The organism is Pseudomonas sp. IPO3778 (genome assembly GCF_013386825.1).
GTDB lineage: Bacteria > Pseudomonadota > Gammaproteobacteria > Pseudomonadales > Pseudomonadaceae > Aquipseudomonas.
Genome location: NZ_JACARC010000041.1, coordinates 77,274 through 93,719, shown reverse-complemented (window position 1 = coordinate 93,719; position 16,446 = coordinate 77,274). Strand labels below are relative to the sequence as shown.

Annotated in this window: 17 protein-coding genes and 3 pseudogenes; 2 read left to right on the top strand and 18 right to left on the bottom strand. The window is 56.1% G+C overall.

What is annotated here, in order from left to right; genetic code table 11:
• Positions 1-16: 16 nt before the first annotated feature.
• The 9 genes and pseudogenes from tssH to HX855_RS21845 form a co-directional block, all read right to left on the bottom strand.
• Positions 17-2,620, bottom strand: a complete 2,604-nt coding sequence (gene tssH, locus HX855_RS21885; protein ID WP_177085940.1) for a type VI secretion system ATPase TssH — start codon at positions 2,618-2,620, stop codon at positions 17-19.
• Complete coding sequence (tssG, locus tag HX855_RS21880) at positions 2,617-3,687, bottom strand: type VI secretion system baseplate subunit TssG (protein ID WP_177085938.1); 1,071 nt, start codon at positions 3,685-3,687, stop codon at positions 2,617-2,619. The genes tssH and tssG overlap by 4 nt, the downstream gene beginning before the upstream one ends.
• Positions 3,651-5,483, bottom strand: a complete 1,833-nt coding sequence (tssF, locus tag HX855_RS21875; protein WP_177085936.1) for a type VI secretion system baseplate subunit TssF — start codon at positions 5,481-5,483, stop codon at positions 3,651-3,653. The genes tssG and tssF overlap by 37 nt, the downstream gene beginning before the upstream one ends.
• Positions 5,483-5,965 carry a type VI secretion system baseplate subunit TssE gene (gene tssE, locus HX855_RS21870; protein WP_177085934.1) on the bottom strand — a complete coding sequence of 161 codons (483 nt, stop codon included), beginning with the start codon at positions 5,963-5,965 and terminating at the stop codon, positions 5,483-5,485. The genes tssF and tssE overlap by 1 nt, the downstream gene beginning before the upstream one ends.
• 24 nt (positions 5,966-5,989) lie before the next feature.
• Positions 5,990-7,492 (bottom strand): type VI secretion system contractile sheath large subunit, encoded by a 1,503-nt coding sequence (gene tssC / locus HX855_RS21865; RefSeq protein ID WP_177085932.1) that lies wholly within the window; start codon positions 7,490-7,492, stop codon positions 5,990-5,992.
• A gap of 14 nt (positions 7,493-7,506) precedes the next feature.
• Positions 7,507-8,040, bottom strand: a complete 534-nt coding sequence (gene tssB / locus HX855_RS21860) for a type VI secretion system contractile sheath small subunit (RefSeq protein ID WP_177085930.1) — start codon at positions 8,038-8,040, stop codon at positions 7,507-7,509.
• Positions 8,041-8,108: 68 nt separating this feature from the next.
• Positions 8,109-8,858, bottom strand: coding sequence for a hypothetical protein (locus HX855_RS21855; RefSeq protein ID WP_177085928.1), 750 nt, complete (start codon positions 8,856-8,858; stop codon positions 8,109-8,111).
• Between the two features lie 611 nt (positions 8,859-9,469).
• Complete coding sequence (locus HX855_RS21850; protein ID WP_177085926.1) at positions 9,470-9,898, bottom strand: DUF2628 domain-containing protein; 429 nt, start codon at positions 9,896-9,898, stop codon at positions 9,470-9,472.
• A 366-nt stretch (positions 9,899-10,264) separates the two neighbouring features.
• Positions 10,265-10,435 (bottom strand): annotated as a pseudogene (locus HX855_RS21845) (transposase domain-containing protein); the annotation flags it as partial.
• On the opposite strand from HX855_RS21845, the pseudogene HX855_RS33915 reads away from it, so the two are divergent.
• A pseudogene (locus HX855_RS33915) lies at positions 10,410-10,635 on the top strand (hypothetical protein). The pseudogenes HX855_RS21845 and HX855_RS33915 overlap by 26 nt on opposite strands.
• A 50-nt stretch (positions 10,636-10,685) precedes the next feature.
• A complete protein-coding gene (locus tag HX855_RS21840) occupies positions 10,686-11,018 on the top strand; it encodes a hypothetical protein (protein WP_177085925.1) in 333 nt (110 codons plus the stop codon).
• Positions 11,019-11,325: 307 nt separating this feature from the next.
• Here HX855_RS21840 and HX855_RS21835 read toward each other — a convergent pair whose 3' ends face one another.
• The 9 genes and pseudogenes from HX855_RS21835 to HX855_RS21800 form a co-directional block, all read right to left on the bottom strand.
• Positions 11,326-11,634, bottom strand: a complete 309-nt coding sequence (locus HX855_RS21835) for a hypothetical protein (protein ID WP_177085923.1) — start codon at positions 11,632-11,634, stop codon at positions 11,326-11,328.
• Positions 11,635-11,788: 154 nt separating this feature from the next.
• Positions 11,789-12,064, bottom strand: a complete 276-nt coding sequence (locus tag HX855_RS21830; RefSeq protein ID WP_177085921.1) for a DUF6966 domain-containing protein — start codon at positions 12,062-12,064, stop codon at positions 11,789-11,791.
• A complete protein-coding gene (locus tag HX855_RS21825; RefSeq protein ID WP_177085792.1) occupies positions 12,061-12,228 on the bottom strand; it encodes a hypothetical protein in 168 nt (55 codons plus the stop codon). The genes HX855_RS21830 and HX855_RS21825 overlap by 4 nt, the downstream gene beginning before the upstream one ends.
• Positions 12,229-12,465, bottom strand: a pseudogene (locus tag HX855_RS33690) (hypothetical protein); the annotation flags it as partial.
• A 7-nt stretch (positions 12,466-12,472) separates the two neighbouring features.
• Positions 12,473-13,027, bottom strand: a complete 555-nt coding sequence (locus tag HX855_RS21820) for an HD domain-containing protein (RefSeq protein ID WP_177085919.1) — start codon at positions 13,025-13,027, stop codon at positions 12,473-12,475.
• Positions 13,027-14,142 (bottom strand): ADP-ribosylarginine hydrolase Tri1, encoded by a 1,116-nt coding sequence (gene tri1 / locus HX855_RS21815; protein WP_177085917.1) that lies wholly within the window; start codon positions 14,140-14,142, stop codon positions 13,027-13,029. The genes HX855_RS21820 and tri1 overlap by 1 nt, the downstream gene beginning before the upstream one ends.
• 862 nt (positions 14,143-15,004) lie before the next feature.
• A complete protein-coding gene (locus tag HX855_RS21810) occupies positions 15,005-15,397 on the bottom strand; it encodes a hypothetical protein (RefSeq protein WP_256736829.1) in 393 nt (130 codons plus the stop codon).
• A gap of 54 nt (positions 15,398-15,451) precedes the next feature.
• Positions 15,452-15,736: an immunity protein Tsi6 family protein gene (locus HX855_RS21805; protein ID WP_177146385.1), complete on the bottom strand. Its 285-nt coding sequence runs from the start codon at positions 15,734-15,736 to the stop codon at positions 15,452-15,454.
• Between the two features lie 3 nt (positions 15,737-15,739).
• On the bottom strand, positions 15,740-16,078 hold the full coding sequence (locus tag HX855_RS21800; RefSeq protein ID WP_177085913.1) for a hypothetical protein: 339 nt from the start codon (positions 16,076-16,078) through the stop codon (positions 15,740-15,742).
• Positions 16,079-16,446 lie beyond the last annotated feature (368 nt).

Sequence of the window (16,446 nt, the reverse complement as noted above, 5' to 3'; positions counted from 1 at the left end):
TACCCGTAGTGATCGATCAGGCCAGGCTGTAGGTGAAGTCACCGTCGCTGCCCAGGCCGATGGTCAAGCTTTCAATCGGTTTGTCCTGCGCCATCCGCTCCAGCACGCGCTGCGCCAGTTCCGGCATCAGGGTTTTCGAGAGGATGTTGTCGATATTGCGGGCGCCGCTGTCGACTTCGGTGCAGCGCGAGGCAATCGCCTTGACCAATGCTTCGTCGTAGCTCAGCACTGCATGGTGATTGCGTTCGAAACGCTTGCGGATACGCGCCAGTTTCAACGCGACGATGCGTTCCAGGATGGCGTCCTTGACCGGGTAGTACGGCACCACGGTCAGGCGGCCGAGGAAGGCTGGCTTGAACACCTGGTTCAGCTCGTCGCGCACGCCCTCGACCAGTTGCTCGGGGGTCGGCTGCGCTTCGCTGTTCAGGCACGCCTGCATGATATGGTCGGTGCCGGTGTTCGAGGTGAGCAGGATCACGGTGTTACGGAAGTTGATCTCGCGGCCTTCGCCATCGTCGAGCACGCCTTTGTCGAATACCTGGAAGAACAGCTCAAGCACATCCGGGTGCGCTTTTTCGACTTCGTCGAGCAGCACGACGCTGTAAGGCTTGCGCCGCACTGCTTCGGTCAGCACGCCGCCTTCGCCATAGCCGACATAACCCGGCGGCGAGCCTTTGAGGCTGGAAACCGTGTGGGCTTCCTGGTACTCGGACATATTGATGGTGATCACGTTGCGCTCGCCGCCGTACAGGGTGTCGGCCAGCGCCAGCGCCGTTTCGGTCTTGCCGACACCGCTAGGACCCAGCAGCAGGAACACGCCGATCGGCTTGTTCGGGTCTTCCATGCGGGCACGAGAGATCTTGATGCGCTTGCCGATCTCCACCAAGGCATGGTCCTGGCCTAACACGCGTTCCCCCAGCAGCGCTGGCAGGCGTTGTACGGTGTCGATCTCATCGCGCAGCATCTTGCCCAGCGGGATACCGGTCCAGCCGGAAATCACTTCGCCAATGGTGCCGCCGTCCACCAGCGCGTGCACCAGCGGCTGCTCGCCCTGAACACTGGCCAACTCGGCGCGCACGGCGGCGATTTCGCCGGCATCCGGTGTGCCGCTGTGGGGTGTGCTGAGCGCGCCCAGTTTTGCCACCAGTTCCAGCTCGCGTTTCCACTGCTGTTCCAGGGCTTCGCGGGTGGTGTGTGCGGCCTGCAGTTGTTCGGTCAGCGCGTTCAAGCGGCGGCGATGGTCGCTGCCTTTGGCGGCTTCCTGTTCCAACACGGTGATTTCTGCCTGGAGGTTGTCAATCTGGCGTTTGCAGTCTTCCAGTGGCCCCGGCTGCGCCGACTGGCCGAGGGCGACACGTGCGCAGGCGGTGTCTAGCACGCTGACAGCCTTGTCCGGCAACTGACGGCCAGTGATGTAGCGATTGGACAGGCGCACGGCCTGCACCAGTGCCTCGTCCATCACGGTGACCTTGTGGTGCTCCTGCATTTTTGCGAGCAGGCCCCGCAGCATATGGATGGCTTTGTCTTCGTCTGGCTCTTCAACCTTGACCACCTGGAAGCGGCGGGCGAGGGCGGCGTCTTTTTCGAAGTACTTCTTGTATTCCGCCCAGGTGGTGGCGGCGATGGTGCGCAACTCGCCGCGAGCCAGTGCCGGTTTTAGCAGGTTGGCGGCATCGTTTTGCCCGGCCTGGCCACCGGAGCCGATCAGCGTATGGGCTTCATCGATAAACAGGATGATCGGGTGCAGGCTGCGCTTGGTTTCTTCGATCACCGACTTCAGCCGGTTTTCAAACTCGCCTTTCACCCCGGCGCCGGCTTGCAGCAAGCCCAGGTCGAGGGTGTGCAGGGCTACGTCCTTGAGCACCGCCGGTACGTCACCCTGGACGATACGCAGCGCCAGGCCTTCGACCACGGCGGTTTTACCCACCCCGGCTTCACCGGTGAGGATCGGGTTGTTCTGGCGCCGGCGGGTCAGGATATCGACCATCTGCCGCACTTCGAACTCGCGGCCGAGCACCGGATCAATCCGGCCTTCACGGGCACTTTGGGTGAGGTTGATGGTGTACTGGTCCAGCGCCGGGGTCTTGCCGTTGCCCTTGACCTGGGCGCCGGTGTTGGCATTGGTGCTTGCCAGGGGCTTGGCCAGCCGGGACTCGGCGCTGGCTTCAACCAGCGCCTTGAAGTTCAGGCGCAGGTCATCGGCGTTGATTTTTTCCAGCTCGGGGGCAGAGCCTATGACCACTCGGCGCAACTCGGCATCGTCGAGCAGTGCCTGCAACAGGTGGCCGGTGCGAATCTGTGCCTCGCCGAACTCGATAGACGCCAATACCCACGCCTGTTCGATCATCCGCGTGATATGCGGGGAGAGTGCAGGCGTGCGTGTGTTGCCCTTCTTGAACGTGCCCAGGGCCGTCATCAACTGCGCTTGCAGGCGGTCCGGCACCACATCGTAGTGACGCAGGATAGCGGGCAGGTCGTTGTCGCTGGCATCGAGCAATTGCAGCAGCAAATGCTCGACTTCGACGTCGTAGTGGTTTTCCGAGTGGCACAACGCCGCGGCACCTTCGGTGGCGATACGGCTGTTGTCGTTCAACTTGGCAAACAGGGACTTCAGGTTCACAGGCAGACCCCATCAAAAGGAATGTGAAAGAGGGCACAACGGGAGGGTTCCACGTCGACGCCGGGGCGTTTGAGCCAGCCCAGCCGGCCCAGGGAAACGTTGCCTTGACGACCAAGGCTGGCGACCGGCACCGCTGCTGGCTTGAGCGTGGGCGCCAGTTGGAAATCCAGCTCGGCACCGACGTAAAAGCGCACCAGCTCGACCAGCTTCTGGTAATCCTCGGTGCCCGGCTGAAAGCGCTGGTAATCGGCCAGCTCCAGCGGACCCAATTCGATGCGCACGCACGACTGATAGTCCCAGACCCGGTTGCCAGCCACGGCGCTTTGCCCGAGCACGGCGTTCTTGCGGCCCAGTCGGGTGCATTGGCTGACGTCCAGGTGCAGCCAGCGACCGGCAAACGGCTTGACCTTGAACGGCAGCGAAAAATAGAAGCTCAGCATCACTTGCAGGTTCAGCACGTTGCGCGGTTTTTGCGCGAACATCCCCGAGAAGTAGCTGAACAGCTCACGGCGTAACGGTGAGTCGCCTTTTTCGAACTTCTGCTTTTGCGCCTCCGGCCCGAAGCCCACCAGGTTGAGCAGGTAGCGGTCAAACCCGGAAGTGCCGTTGCGCTCGTACTCGATGTAGAACTTGTACTTCTGCCAGGCTTCGTAAAACAGCGTGGTCATGCGGTGCGAAAAAATATCGAGGAACGCATGCGCCGCGTCGTCGCGGTACTGGATATGGCGCTCAATCAACAGCTCGGTATACGGGCGCGGCAGTACCCCGGAAGGTCCGACCAGGCCCATGAACGTCACCTGCACCTCGGTCAGCGGCAAGCCCGCCGCCGACACGTTACCGGCGTGCTCGAACTGCAGGTCGCTGACTTCACTGGCGGGGAAGTTGAGCGACAGCTGCGAGCGAAAACGCAACGGATCTTCGTGCGGCCGGGTTTGCAGGTCCATTCGCCCGGTTCTGCTGTAATGCAGCCGCAGCAAACGCACCAATTGAAAAAACTCGAATCGGTGCGGCTCGGCCCTGGCCTGGTCGATCAGACCAGGGGTTGATCGCCGGTTCGCGGGGGCCATTGGACCACTCTCTTTTCGCGCTGCAGGGTGCGAAGGGTTAATTGGGTAAAGCTGTTCACTGTGCAGTACTGACCAAAGAAATGGTCGAGCACCATGCCGAACAAAAACACACCACTGCCGGTGTATTGGCTTTCGTCGAATTTAAGGGTGATGCCTACGCCGCGCACAAAGTTCGGGCGCGGGTGACCGATACGCGCCACCACCGGCTCGCTGGTGACCGAGACAATGCCGTTGATCTGTTTGCGGATCGCCGACAGGTTGCGATAGTTGTAAAGCGAGAGCAGTTCCAGCAGCACGTCGCGGCCTCTGGAGACCAGCGACATATGGTTGAGCGAGAGGTGCGAAATCAAGCGCCAGATCACCCCGTTGCCCAGCGGCACACGCACGCTGGCGGTGGGCTTGCGCAGGCAGCGGATGTCTTTGATCACCGAGTTGGACGGGATGTTGAAATCCCCACGCTCGCCGCCAAACGGCAGCATTAACGGCAGGTCGCGGTTGCTGCAGGTGAGGCGGATGCTCAAGGTGTCGTTATTCGAATCGATCATTTCCAGGTTGCGATCCACCACCCGGATGAACATGTTCGAGCCGTCGCGCTGCTGCGTTTGCACGGCACGGCGGCGGCCAATCCAGAAGCTGCTGCCGGGGCCCTGATCGCCACGGGGTTCAAAGAACGGGTGGCAGGTGCCAACCTGATCGGTGCCGCCGACTTTTTTCACGCGGCGCACGCGATCAATCGACACCACTTCCGAGGAGCTTTGCAGGCGCACATCCGGCGTCACTGCGTACTCATGCTGGGCATGGGTCAGCTTGATCGGCTCGGCCTGCTGGCGGAACAGATTGATGATCGGCGTGCAGTTGAGCTTGAAGTTGTTGCGACCGATATTTTGCGTCAGGCGAACCAGACGGTCGCTGAGGTCGTAATCGGAAAAGTAGAAATTGATCTCGACGTTCTCGACGTCCTTGCCCGCGAGAATGCGCGCAAAGCCTGTGAGGTCGAAGAACATGAATTTATCGGGGAAGGTGAAGTATTCGTGGAGCAACCGGTAGCCCAGGAACGAACGCTCGGAATAATCCACCAGGCCTTCATCCAACTGATAACCCACGGCCTTCAAGGCACCGGCGGGCAGGACCACTTCGCGGGTGCTGCCTTCGTCCTTGAACGACAGGGTGGCCTTGGCCAGGTTGTTGAACAGCAGCTCGTACAGCTGCAGCATCAGCGTGCTTTCGCCGTCGAGAAAAAACCGCAGGCTGTCCAGTTCCATCTTGCCGAACAGCACGTCCGAGGTGGCGGCCAGGCCAATGCGCAGACGCGCCACCAGGTCGGCGCTGTGGCCGTTGAACGCGGAGCGTTCCATCTCGATGAACGATGCTTCCTGCACCGCCACGGGCCACAACTCGACCGGGTAGCAGGTACGGAATTTACACACCACGCCGTCAATCGGATTGGCATGCAGCTCGGTGTGCCGGGCCACACGATAGGCCTCGGTAACCTTCTCCTGCTTGCCGAGGTTGAATTCCACGATCGACATCGACGGGGTAGGGCGCAGGTAGTGGGGGTACAGCACTTCCAGAAAGGCTTCGACGATTTCCGGAAACTCGTCATCGAGTTTTTTGTGCACGCGCGCCGACAGGAACGAGAAAGCCTCGATCAACCGTTCGGTATGCGGGTCTTCGCAGTTATCGCCCTCGATGAGCAACCGCGAAGCAATTTTCGGGTACTGGCTCGCAAACTCCTGGCCCAAAAAGCGCAGGTGCGAGAGTTCCTTTTCGTAATAGGGGAGCAGATCGTCGAGCATCAGTTGAGATTCTGCACTTTGTATTCCTGGGTGTTGACTTGCAGCACCGCATCGAAGGAGACCTGCCGCGAGATGTCCTGTAGACGCAGCACTGCGTCCACACGAAAAGTCAGCATGCGTTGGCCGGTTTGTTGTGCAAGCAGTTGCACTTTCACGCTGCGAAAGCGTCGGTCACCCACGGTGATGGCTTTTTCCAGCTGACGTTGGATCAGCAGGCGATCCTGGGGGTCGAGCACGCTCTTGCTGGTGAAATCGGGCATGCCGTAGTCGAGGATGGTCCCGCCCAGATTGGCAAAACCATCCAGCTCGCCAGCCACCAGAGACTGGCGTGTATTCACCAGGATCTCCAGGTCGCGAACGATGCTGGCCTTGTAATCGGCCAGCGAACACAAGCGTTGCGATGAAGCTTCGACGGATTGATGCGGACGATCGTCGAGCAACCGATCCAGCAACGAAGGCAATAGCTTGTGTTGACTACTCATGACTGCCTCCCTGGCAACGTTCGATTAACCGCGCGTCGACGGTGGCAGTTCGGCAACCAGGCGCAAGGATGCGGTCAGTTCGTCCAGTTGGTAGTGCGGACGCAGGTAAGTCACGGCCTTGTACACACCCGGCTTGCCCGGCACCTCAAACACTTCGGCACGGGCCTCACGCAGCGGGAACTTGGCCTTGGCTTCCTGGCCGGCGGTGTCATCAAGCAGCACATAACCTGACAGCCACTTGTTGAGGAACATCTCGACGTCTTTGCGCGAAGCGAAACTGCCGATCTTGTCGCGCATGATCGCCTTCATGTAGTGAGCGATACGCGAGGTGGCGAAGATGTACTGCAACTGCGCCGACAGACGTGCGTTGGCGTTGGCGATGTCGGTGTTGTATTGCTTTTGCTTCTGCGTCGACTGGGTGCCGAAGAACGCCGCGTAGTCGGTGCCTTTGCAGTGCACCAGGGGGATGAAGCCCAGGTCCGACAGCTCTTTTTCACGGCGGTCGGTGATTGCAATTTCAGTCGGGCACTTGAGCGCGATTTCGCCATCGTCAGTCTTGAAGGTATGGGTGGGCAGGCCTTCAACCAGGCCACCGCCTTCCACGCCACGAATCGCCACACACCAGCCATAACGCGAGAACGCATCAGTGACCCGGGTGCCCAGCGCGTAAGCGGCGTTCATCCACAGGTATTTGTTGTGGTCGCGACCGTCGACGCTTTCGACGAAATTGAATTCTTCTACCGGCGTGGTATCGGGGCCATACGGCAGGCGACCGAGCACGTGAGGCAGGGTCAGGCCAACGTAGCGCGAGTCCTCGGAGGCACGGAACGACTTCCACTTGGCGTATTCGACGGTGTCGAAGATCTTCGCCAAGTCACGCGGGCCCGACATGTCGGTGAAAGAGTCCCAGCCGAACAGCTCAGGCGACGCTGCCGAGATAAACGGTGCGTGCGCAGCGGCGGCGACGTGGGAGATCTCTTCGAGCAGGTACATGTCTTCCGGGTTGCGGTTGAACTCGTAGTCGCCCAGCAGCATGCCGAATGGCGCGCCGCCGAAGGTGCCGTATTCTTCTTCGTAGATCTTCTTGAACAGCGCGCTCTGGTCGAACTCGGACGACGCCTTGAGGTCACGCACCAGGTCTTTTTTCGAAGCGTTGAGCAGTTGAATCTTCAGCGTGGTGCTGGTTTCAGTCTGGTCGACCTGATATTTCAAGCCGCGCCACGAAGCCTCCAGCGCCTGGAACTCACGGGCGTGCATGATCTCGTTCATTTGCTCGGAGAGCATTGCATCGATTTCCGCGATGCGCGCGTCGAGCACGGCGATCAAATCCTTGCTTGGCGTCATCTCGCCTTCCAGGACCTGGCCCACCAGCTCGCCGATCAAGTCACGGGTGCGGGTACGCTCGGTTTCCGAGCGAGCCACACGGCTTTCGGAAATGATGCTGTCCAGCAGGGACGACTGCGGGGCGAAGTTTTCCACTTCAACCAGGTCGCTTTCCTGCTGAGTCACGGTTTGTTTATCGGTCATCGCCAGGCTCCTGCTTACGCTTTACTGTCGGTGGCGGGAACAGCGGCTTCGCGGCCAAATTCCTTGCCCAGGGTTTTCAACTTCTCGGTGTTCTGCAACACGTCCATCAACAGCTCTTCGAGCTTGTCGTTGCCACCCATCTTGTTACGCAGGTCGGCCAACTTGTTGCGCACTTCCAGCAGCTTGCGCAGGGGTTCAACCTGGCGCACCACGTTCTGTGGCTCGAAGTCTTCGAGGGCGTTGAAGTTGAGCTCTACGCCCAACTGTGTGCCGTTCTTGACCAGAGTATTGTCGACCCGATAGGTGAGGCGCGGCTTGATGCCCTTGAGCACACCGTTGAAATTGTCGCGGTCAATGAAGATGAACTTGCGATCCTTGAGCTTGGGCAGGGGCTCCAGCGGGTTGCCGGAAAAATCACCTAGCACACCCACCACAAAAGGCAGCTCTTTCTTTTCCTGCGCGTCGCCAATATCCACGTCGTAGGTAATGTGGACCCGAGGCGCCCGAACGCGGTCGAGTTTATGCTGGGTACTTTCCTTCTTCGCCATCGTGATCTCCTGTGCGAGCAACTCGCTGAAAGTTTATTTTCGCCTCGGCCCTATGGGGGCTGAGCGCGTTACAGTCCTTCGACCGTCAGCAACAGGCGCTGACGGATTTCATCGTCCATTTCCAAAATATTCTCTCGTCCCACCAGCTCTTCGAAGCTGGTGTTGCCGGCAATCTGGGTGCTGTTGCGAATAACGGTCTCGTCCGGCAGTTCAGAGCGCACCGGGGAATTGATGATGCAGAACGGCAGGTCACCGAAATCCTTCAGCCGCTCGAAGCTCACCGGGAAACGCAGGCCTTCGAGCAAGCGGCTCAGGCCTGGGGATTTACTCAGGGAATAGAACAGCACCAGGTAATGCACCACGAAGCGGTACAACTCGGCGTTGCTGCGATTGGGGTCTTTGATGATCTTGCGAAACTGCGCCAGGTCGAACGAACTGAAGCCCACCACCCAGCGCACAGGGCTGGTGATGCGAATAGTCTGCCCGCTTTGCTCCAGGACCTTGTCGTACTCCAGCGCAAACAGCTGGGGCGTGGTACTGATGAGGTTCAGCGGTACTTCCAGTTCATTGACCAACTGGAAAGGCGCCGCCGAGCCGATGCGGTCGTAAAGCGCCTTGAGTTCCTTGAAGTGATGCTGGGTTTCGCGCCCGCTGCTGCGTTGCGCACCCTGCAAGTACTCACCAAAGAGCGCCTGCGGACGGATCAACAGCGCCAGGGTCGACAGATAATCCGAGGCTTGTGCCTTGAGCACGTCGGAGATGGCCCGGGTTTGCTTGCGCAGCTTGATCAGTGCTTCAACATCAAAGGTCTGAGTCATCAGTACATCATCCTTGAACCCATCTCGCCTGCACCTCCACCGAAAAGTGGGGGCGGGAAATGAGCTACGAATTTCTCGACTGCACAGCCGTTCACGGCATGCAATTAACGAATAAGCGTCATCACGAAATCACACTGCGTGAATGACCGGCAGTGCGGTGCTGGCATATGGATATCGACTTGCCAGTAGTGACGTCTATGGCAATCGATCGACTCGTAAAGTTCCAACGAAATGTATTTTTTCTTGTTTCTGATACACGTGGCAATGATGCCTAGGTGCCACTGCTGTGCTGTCAGTTTGCGATTAACCTACAAAAAACCTATAGGTATCATATGGATAGGTTGGTATTTAAGAGGTTGGGAGGGGGCTGAGATAAAATCAAAAAAGGTGAATTAGTTCAAAGTGCTGGGATGTTTCATGGCTGATACAGCGCATGTCTTTTCAAAATAATGCGGCGAAGATGATGGCAATCATAAGAAGAAGGTGGGTTGTTTTTCGTCTAGTGGTGTGTTCGCCCATCTGTTTATCGGGTGGTGTGTCGCGCCGAAACCCGTGTGCAAGGAGCCTCACCGCCCGACGGATTGCCGGGCGGTGAGGGTGCTATTTCAACCTCAGAAGCGCATACCCTTGAACGGGTTCCAGCCTTGCTCACCCTTCACCTCTTTCAGGTAATAGGCGTAGTTCGTGACAATCGCGTACATGAACGAAAAGCCGAAGCCCAGCCCATTATCCAGTGCCCGCGGGAACTCCATGCCCAGTACGGCAAACAACACCGACAAGACGGCATACACCGCAAACATGACGCCGAGCAGCGCCAGGTTCTTCTTCCAGAGACCCAGGACGAACAGGTAAATAGGGCCAAAGAAAAAAGCGATGACATTCCCGTTGATCAGGACCTTTTTGCGAAACGTCGGCAACGCTTTGAGAGCCACTTTGTAACGCGGGTCGTTGGGTGCGCCATAGGTGTCAAAAAAATCGAAACGTTCCTGCCATTTAGGTTTGTGTGTACTGGGTACTTGCAACTGTTCCGTAGTGTTCATCAGTGCGTCCTTGTGTTCATCGAGGTGTGTTGTTCAAAAAAGCCATGGAGCTTTTTACGGTGGAGCGGGCTTTGCTTTGCAGCGTTTTAAAGTGTGAACGATGGCTGCAAGCGTCTTTCGATGCTCCAGCCAGCTCGGGATCATCCTCTTTGACCACGCTCGATGCAAACGCACGGATGCATCGGCTGATACCGTCCGGATTTTCGGTTTGCGAACGTATCGACGGATTTGGAACGGGAGGAGGCGTCGATAGTGGCAGCTGTCGAAAGAGGCGTGCGTTGTTTCTCGCGTTTTGAATAGTCGCCCATCGACTTCGTTAGTCGTCGCAAGGTTGGCGATTCGCTGCCGGTTAACTCAGCGCGAAATTTACTGAAGGGTAAGCGTCCGCCCAACACACCTTGCGTGGTTAAACGGGGTCCACCTATGCGGCAGCAACTCGTCAATTTCACTCGCCCGCTGCATCGGCAGACGTGTCAGGACGTCCTTCAAATACTCGTATGGATCATGCCCATTGAGTCGCGCCGACTGGATCAAACTCGTCGCAGTGGAGGAGCTTTCCAATTGGGTAGAGCAGCGCGGATCGGCCGGCATCGCCGATAACGCGCGCTGCGCGCTTACCATTGGATGAAAACCTGGAGTTCATCAGCACCGAATCACAGCGCTTTCAACCTCTGGCCGCCACGTACCTGACAGCAGGCTGGAGCAGGTCAAACCGACGTCGCAGCGTGATACGGTAGAAAACCGCATTGGAGTAACCATCGCGGTGATAAGGACAGGAAGAGAACGTATGCAACTCGAAGTTAGCGGTCACTGGATTTTCGGAGAGGGGGTAAGGTTTGAGGTTGAATATCCTGCCCTTGAAGCCGTATGGATCAACGGGCGGGTGCTGGTGACGTTTGACTGGATGGCTTTTGAGAGGAATGCTCCTGCGCAAAATCTTTTTTGCTACGACTCGTCAGGCAATCTACTTTGGCGAGCGCCAGCTATTGGAATGGGGGCCGTGGATGCCTATACCGGTGTAACGAACGAGGAGCCTCTTTGGGTAGGGAATTTTTCTGGCTTCAATTGCCGGATAGATGAAACATCTGGCCAAGTTCTAGAGACTTGCTTCACGAAATAAACACTGCCCGCGTCTCCAAAGACGGTTAAACGGGCGCCCATTTGTGTGGCAGTCGCTCGGCAATCTCACTTGCCCGCTGCGTCGGTTAATAAGCTTCGGAGGCGAATAGCCTTGCGCTCGCTCAAGCGTTGCCGTTTATACATCTCTTCCAGTAGCCGCTGGAGCGTGGCAGTGTAGCGACGTAAAGACCGTAAAGTGAGCAGATTTATTTAGTTTTTCTTTCATTGCGAGATTGAAATAAATCCGCCACTTCGTATTTTCTCCTTATTCTCCCCACCCATTTTTTCGTAAGTTCTAGCCCGGCTGTTCAAGAATTTTTCATTTTAGCGGCGAGCAGCTTATAAACCTCAGACTGTCGAGCGTCAATTAACTCCACGTAAAAATTCGAGTAGGCTTCGCTAAGATCCCCGTATGACTGTAAGTCGGTTTCGGCAAATAGCCGGTAGCCAGGAATGTCTCTCGCCTCTACTGGCGCCTGAATAAGCCCGCGCTCTGCGTCCCGGAGCAGCCCTTCAAGGTCTGTCAGCAGTAACGATGCAGCTGGCTCTTTTAGTTTGTAATGCTCAAGCTTTGCTCGAAGGTCTTGAGCAGTAGCTTTCAAGGCGTCGATATCCATAATTTCTCCTAATTGCTAATTTCACTGATTAGCTTGGTTGTAGAAAATTCACTGCGATTTGGCGCTAGAAATTAGATCGTCTCTCCCGATCGTTCAATACTATCGGCAAACTCAGTGGTCGGCGCAACTAAATAACTACCTAAACCTCTTAAAATTAGGCGCCAACACAGCGTTCATGTAATTCAGAACGTAGCTTGTGGAGCTCGTTATTCTCGGCAATCATTGGTTGTCCGTTACGATATAACACGATGTCATTGAGTGATCCCATACCTCCGTAAAGTGCTGCAATTTTGGACAGCACGTACGTGGTATCTTTCGGCAATTCTATCCGGTACTCATCAATACGAAGGGCCCATTCATCTTCGTCGCTGACTCGCAGTAGTTCCGAAATACGGTTCATGATTTCCATTATTTTGGTGAGGTTTTTCATTTCAGTGGGCTCGATCCCATAATTTCAACGCCTTCGATCGTCCATGGTTTGACGACCACGATCTGTTCAGTGCCGCCTACGTAAAAACCGCTCTGTGAACCAATCTCGCCAATATAGGCTTCCGAGCCGTCTTTACCATTCTCTTCTTTGAAAGGATGGCACACCTATTTTCCATCTGAGCAGAAGCAAACTTCTTGGTCTCCGATCATCTTGCAAGGCCAATTCCCGTTTATATATCGCGTGGGTTTAAAACATGCTCTTTCGTCTTTTACCCAAAATAGCTGCCATGCCGAACCAGAGATTAGAAGTTTCGGGCAGGGTGAGTAATCCCGGAGCAGTAACGCCGCCGTCGTGATAATCATGATGGCGGGCACGGCATACACGATTGTCTTGATGGACAGATATTACCTAGCGATCCAGCGCATCGATATAAAGTTTTTGATAGCGAATCATTGCCACGCCAAGCCGCTCCTTCAGGTAGCCATTCACGTGTCCGAGTGCGCTCAGAATCTGCGCAGACTCTACGAGGTAAGACGCTCTTTTCGCTTTTGTCCAAATAGGCGGCGCAGACTGAAGATTGGTAATTCGGTCGCAAAGCTTCACGGCCGCGGCTTCCCGTGAATGGCTGGCTATGCCTTGGAGGTAAAGAGCTTCCGAGAAAGGCGCAATCATGTTCTTGCTCAAGCTCGCGACGGTTGATGCCACTTGAACACCGAATACAGCGGCCAGTTCATCTTGTTTTACGTTGGTATCCTCAAGTACGTCATGCAGCAGCGCGGCGGGTAGCGCAACTTCGAATGCCCCCACAGATTCTTTGCGATCTGCAAAAATCAGCTCATTCGCAACCATCGCCACGTGGGTGGAGTAGGGGAGGTCTGATCCCTTCATTTTTTGCCCAACGTGGGCTTGTGAGGCGAACAGCCAGGCTTTGTTGTAGAGATGTTGCGGATCTACGGTGCTCATTAGCGACCTCCATAAATAATAGAGTCCATTTCATCGTGTAGCGGCGCACGCTCAAATAACTGCCGTGCCAGCTCTTGGATATGCTCTGACCAAGCGACCTTGCCGACCCACTCCTCCGGCATTCCTGATACCCCATATAGCGCCCCGGCCAACTGGCCCGCCACTGCCGCCACGCTATCCGCGTCGTCCGCCAGGTTTGCTGCCAGCAAGATAGCGTCTTTGAAGTTATCGGTATTCCACACCGCCCAGAGCGCTGCCTCCAGAGTGTCGATGACGTAGCCGGAAGAGCGGATCTGATCGCGACTTTTCTGTTTGTACTCACCTGCATTGATGATCAATGGTCGTGGGTAGAGCGCGCGGACCATGGCACTAAGCGTCTCATCCTTGCTTGCGCCGTTGAGTGCCTGGTGCAGTTGTGACGCAAAGAGTTGACAGCTGTTTATTGCCTCCTCGGCATTGTGCGTGACTTGGCTTTGCGTGGAGCTCTCTCGCCAGGTTGCAGATAGCGAGTGCCTACGAAAAATCGCGGTTGGCGCAAGCCTTATGATCGACCCGTTGCCTGCTGTCGACGGGTCATAGTTACCGGGCCACGCTAGCCCCTGTGACTCCCATCCTTCCAGTGCAGCGCGGGTGGCATTGCCAATATCAAAGCACACACCATTCGCGCTGTTTTCCCCATTCCGGTACCAACGCACCAGAGCATCGGCATAGGTTGCGAAGTCAAACGTACCTTTTGCTAGATAGGTGTCGGCCAGGCAAAGCGCCATGCTGGTGTCGTCTGTCCACTCCCCGGCGTGCAATTTGAAGGGGCCGCCTCCGACCATGTCGTTCACGTGTGAGCGATCACGCGGTAGAAACTCGAGTGTTGTTCCTACCGCGTCACCGATGGCCAGGCCAAGCAGCGCTCCCTTTGCACGGTCGAGCGCTGCGTCGTCTGAGAGCGTGCATTGCCTTGATGAAAGCCACGCGGGCTTCACCACAGGCAACCTCGGTGCATCGGGTTGCAAGTTGTAATCCATGCGTTGCACTAATTGTGGGGACGGGGGAGGCAGTAGGTGGACGTAGCGATCCACATATCTGTACAAGGTTTCGTTTGGGCTTCTCAGATCGATCATGGGATCTCTTGAAAAAGGAAGTGAGTAATAGGACCGGATTCGCGCGCACGAGCCAATGGGGTCACGGCCTTCTTTACCATCCTCTTCTTTGAAGGGATAGCGCACCTATCTTCCATCTGAGCGGAAACAAACCTCTTGGTCTCCGATCATCTTGCAAGGCCAATTCCCGTTTATATATCGCGTGGGTTTAAAACATGCTCTTTCGTCTTTTACCCAAAATAGCTGCCATGCCGAACCAGAGATTAGAAGTTTCGGGCAGGGTGAGTAATCCCGGAGCAGTAACACCGTCGTCGTGATAATCATGATGGCGGGCACGGCATACACGATTGTCTTGATGGACAGATAAATCATTAGCGATTGAAAACGGTATAAAAAAGAATTTTCCGGGGGATCAAATTTTTTTCCACTCCACACACAAATTGACGCACCTACAACGCAGACCAGCCGGCCGGTGGGGCCATCAGTAAACAGAATGCCAAATAGGGTGTCTCTACGATGGGTGCGCCCCGATAAATGCGCCCATAGACGGGTATAACGTGCTCCCAGATCCAATACAGCGAGCATGCGCCAATGACAGACATAAAAAAACAATAAGTGCCGCGATAAGTCTGAGCGTTATCGGTGACAAGGGCTGTGCAACCGTGCTTGAGTTTTTCATCTGCTGGCCTAATACGTAGGGATGCTCCGATCAAGCTGCCGCGCAACGGTGACAAGTCGTCAGTTGCTCGGTGCGTAGGATCAGCCGAAACGGATGCTCAACCTTGGCGCATGTCTGAGCTTTGAATAACTCGATCTTGCGCTTGGCCTCTGCGTTCCTGGTCGAGCTGGGAGCATGAATCATGGTCGCATCGACGGAGATTGCTCAGCTGCAGTGGTCTGGCGCCAAGGTGATTTCAGTGATGGGGGCAGCCGTTGAGCTCACATACTGGTAAGTGATGTGGTTGCCAAGCGCCAGCATGAGCAAATAAGCCGTTTGGCCGCACAGCGATTTGTCGATCTGTTGGGTCAGGAAGCTATGGTAATACGCCTGTTCGCCGGGCTGGCCTTGATAGCCACTGAGGGTGATGGTGTAGCGCACGGTGTGATTCGCGTAGGTGATAGCGTCTACGCGCGTCGCTGGGTCCAGCATGATGGGAAGTTGCTGCTGCTGTTTAGCGATAACACTTTTCAGGGCTTCTTCACTGTCTTGCGCCTGAAGCGCGCCCGAGAACAAAACAGCTGTGCAGCACGCAGTGGCCAGATGGAATCTATTCAAAATCTACTCTCCTTGTTTTCAGTGATTCGCTCCTGCCTTCTCTGGCTCGCGAGGTCAATCAGGAAGCTGTATTTTCAACCCGCGAGCAGATTGAATAGCAACGTAGTAAGCATCCTTCAATGCTCTTGCCAGCTCCGGATCATTCTCTTCGAACTCCTTCGACGCAATTGCACCGATGCTGAGCTGATGCAGCCTGGATTTGTCGGTTTCTGAGCCGTCAAAAACCGCTTTCACATAGTCCAGTTGTTTGAGAAGCAGGTCGTAGACCGGAAATTGTGGGCATGCATTACGGCGGTTCGCCGTCAGCTCAATGGCTTTTTGAACATAAGCAAGTTCCATAGGTCAGTTTAATCGGCCGGATGTTGGTTCGCTTTTTGGCCTTTCCCCCATCTTCTCTTTCAGCTTGCGCAGTGTCGGAGACTCACCACCAATCAACTCAATTCGAAACTCAGCGAAGGCATGCTCCAGCTCTGCATATTGCTGCAATCCCTCTTCAGTAAAGAGGTAGCGGCCAGGAATATCACGCCATTCCATCGGCCTGTGGATCTGTTCACGCTCAGCTCTAGTCATCAGCAATTCAAGCTCCACCCTTAACTTCTCCACAGCAGGGTCACTAGCCTTCAGTGCGTCGATGACGGCCCGTAGCGTCAGTGTTTTTTCTTTTAGCGCTTCAACATTCATAGGTCACCTAGTTCGACATGGTACCAATCAGCTTAGGCACTCCCCATTCGCCGCGGTTAGGCGTGAGGTACTGAAGCGACTCACCAGTTCGGCTAATTGCTCCGTCCAACTCAGACGTGGGGGCAACTTTACTGATGAATACTTCGGTTTGCTTCAGCGGCGTCATCTCATAGATAGAGTAAGTGGTCGACTCGCTGCTGAGCGGTAATCCGAATCTGTCGGGTCAGGAAGCTATGGTAATACGCCTGTTCGCCGGGCTGGCCTTGATAGCCACTGAGGGTGGCACGGTGTGATTCGCGTAAGTGATAGCGTCTACGCGCGTCGCTGGGTCCAGCATGATGGGGAGTTGCTGCTGTTTAGCGATAACA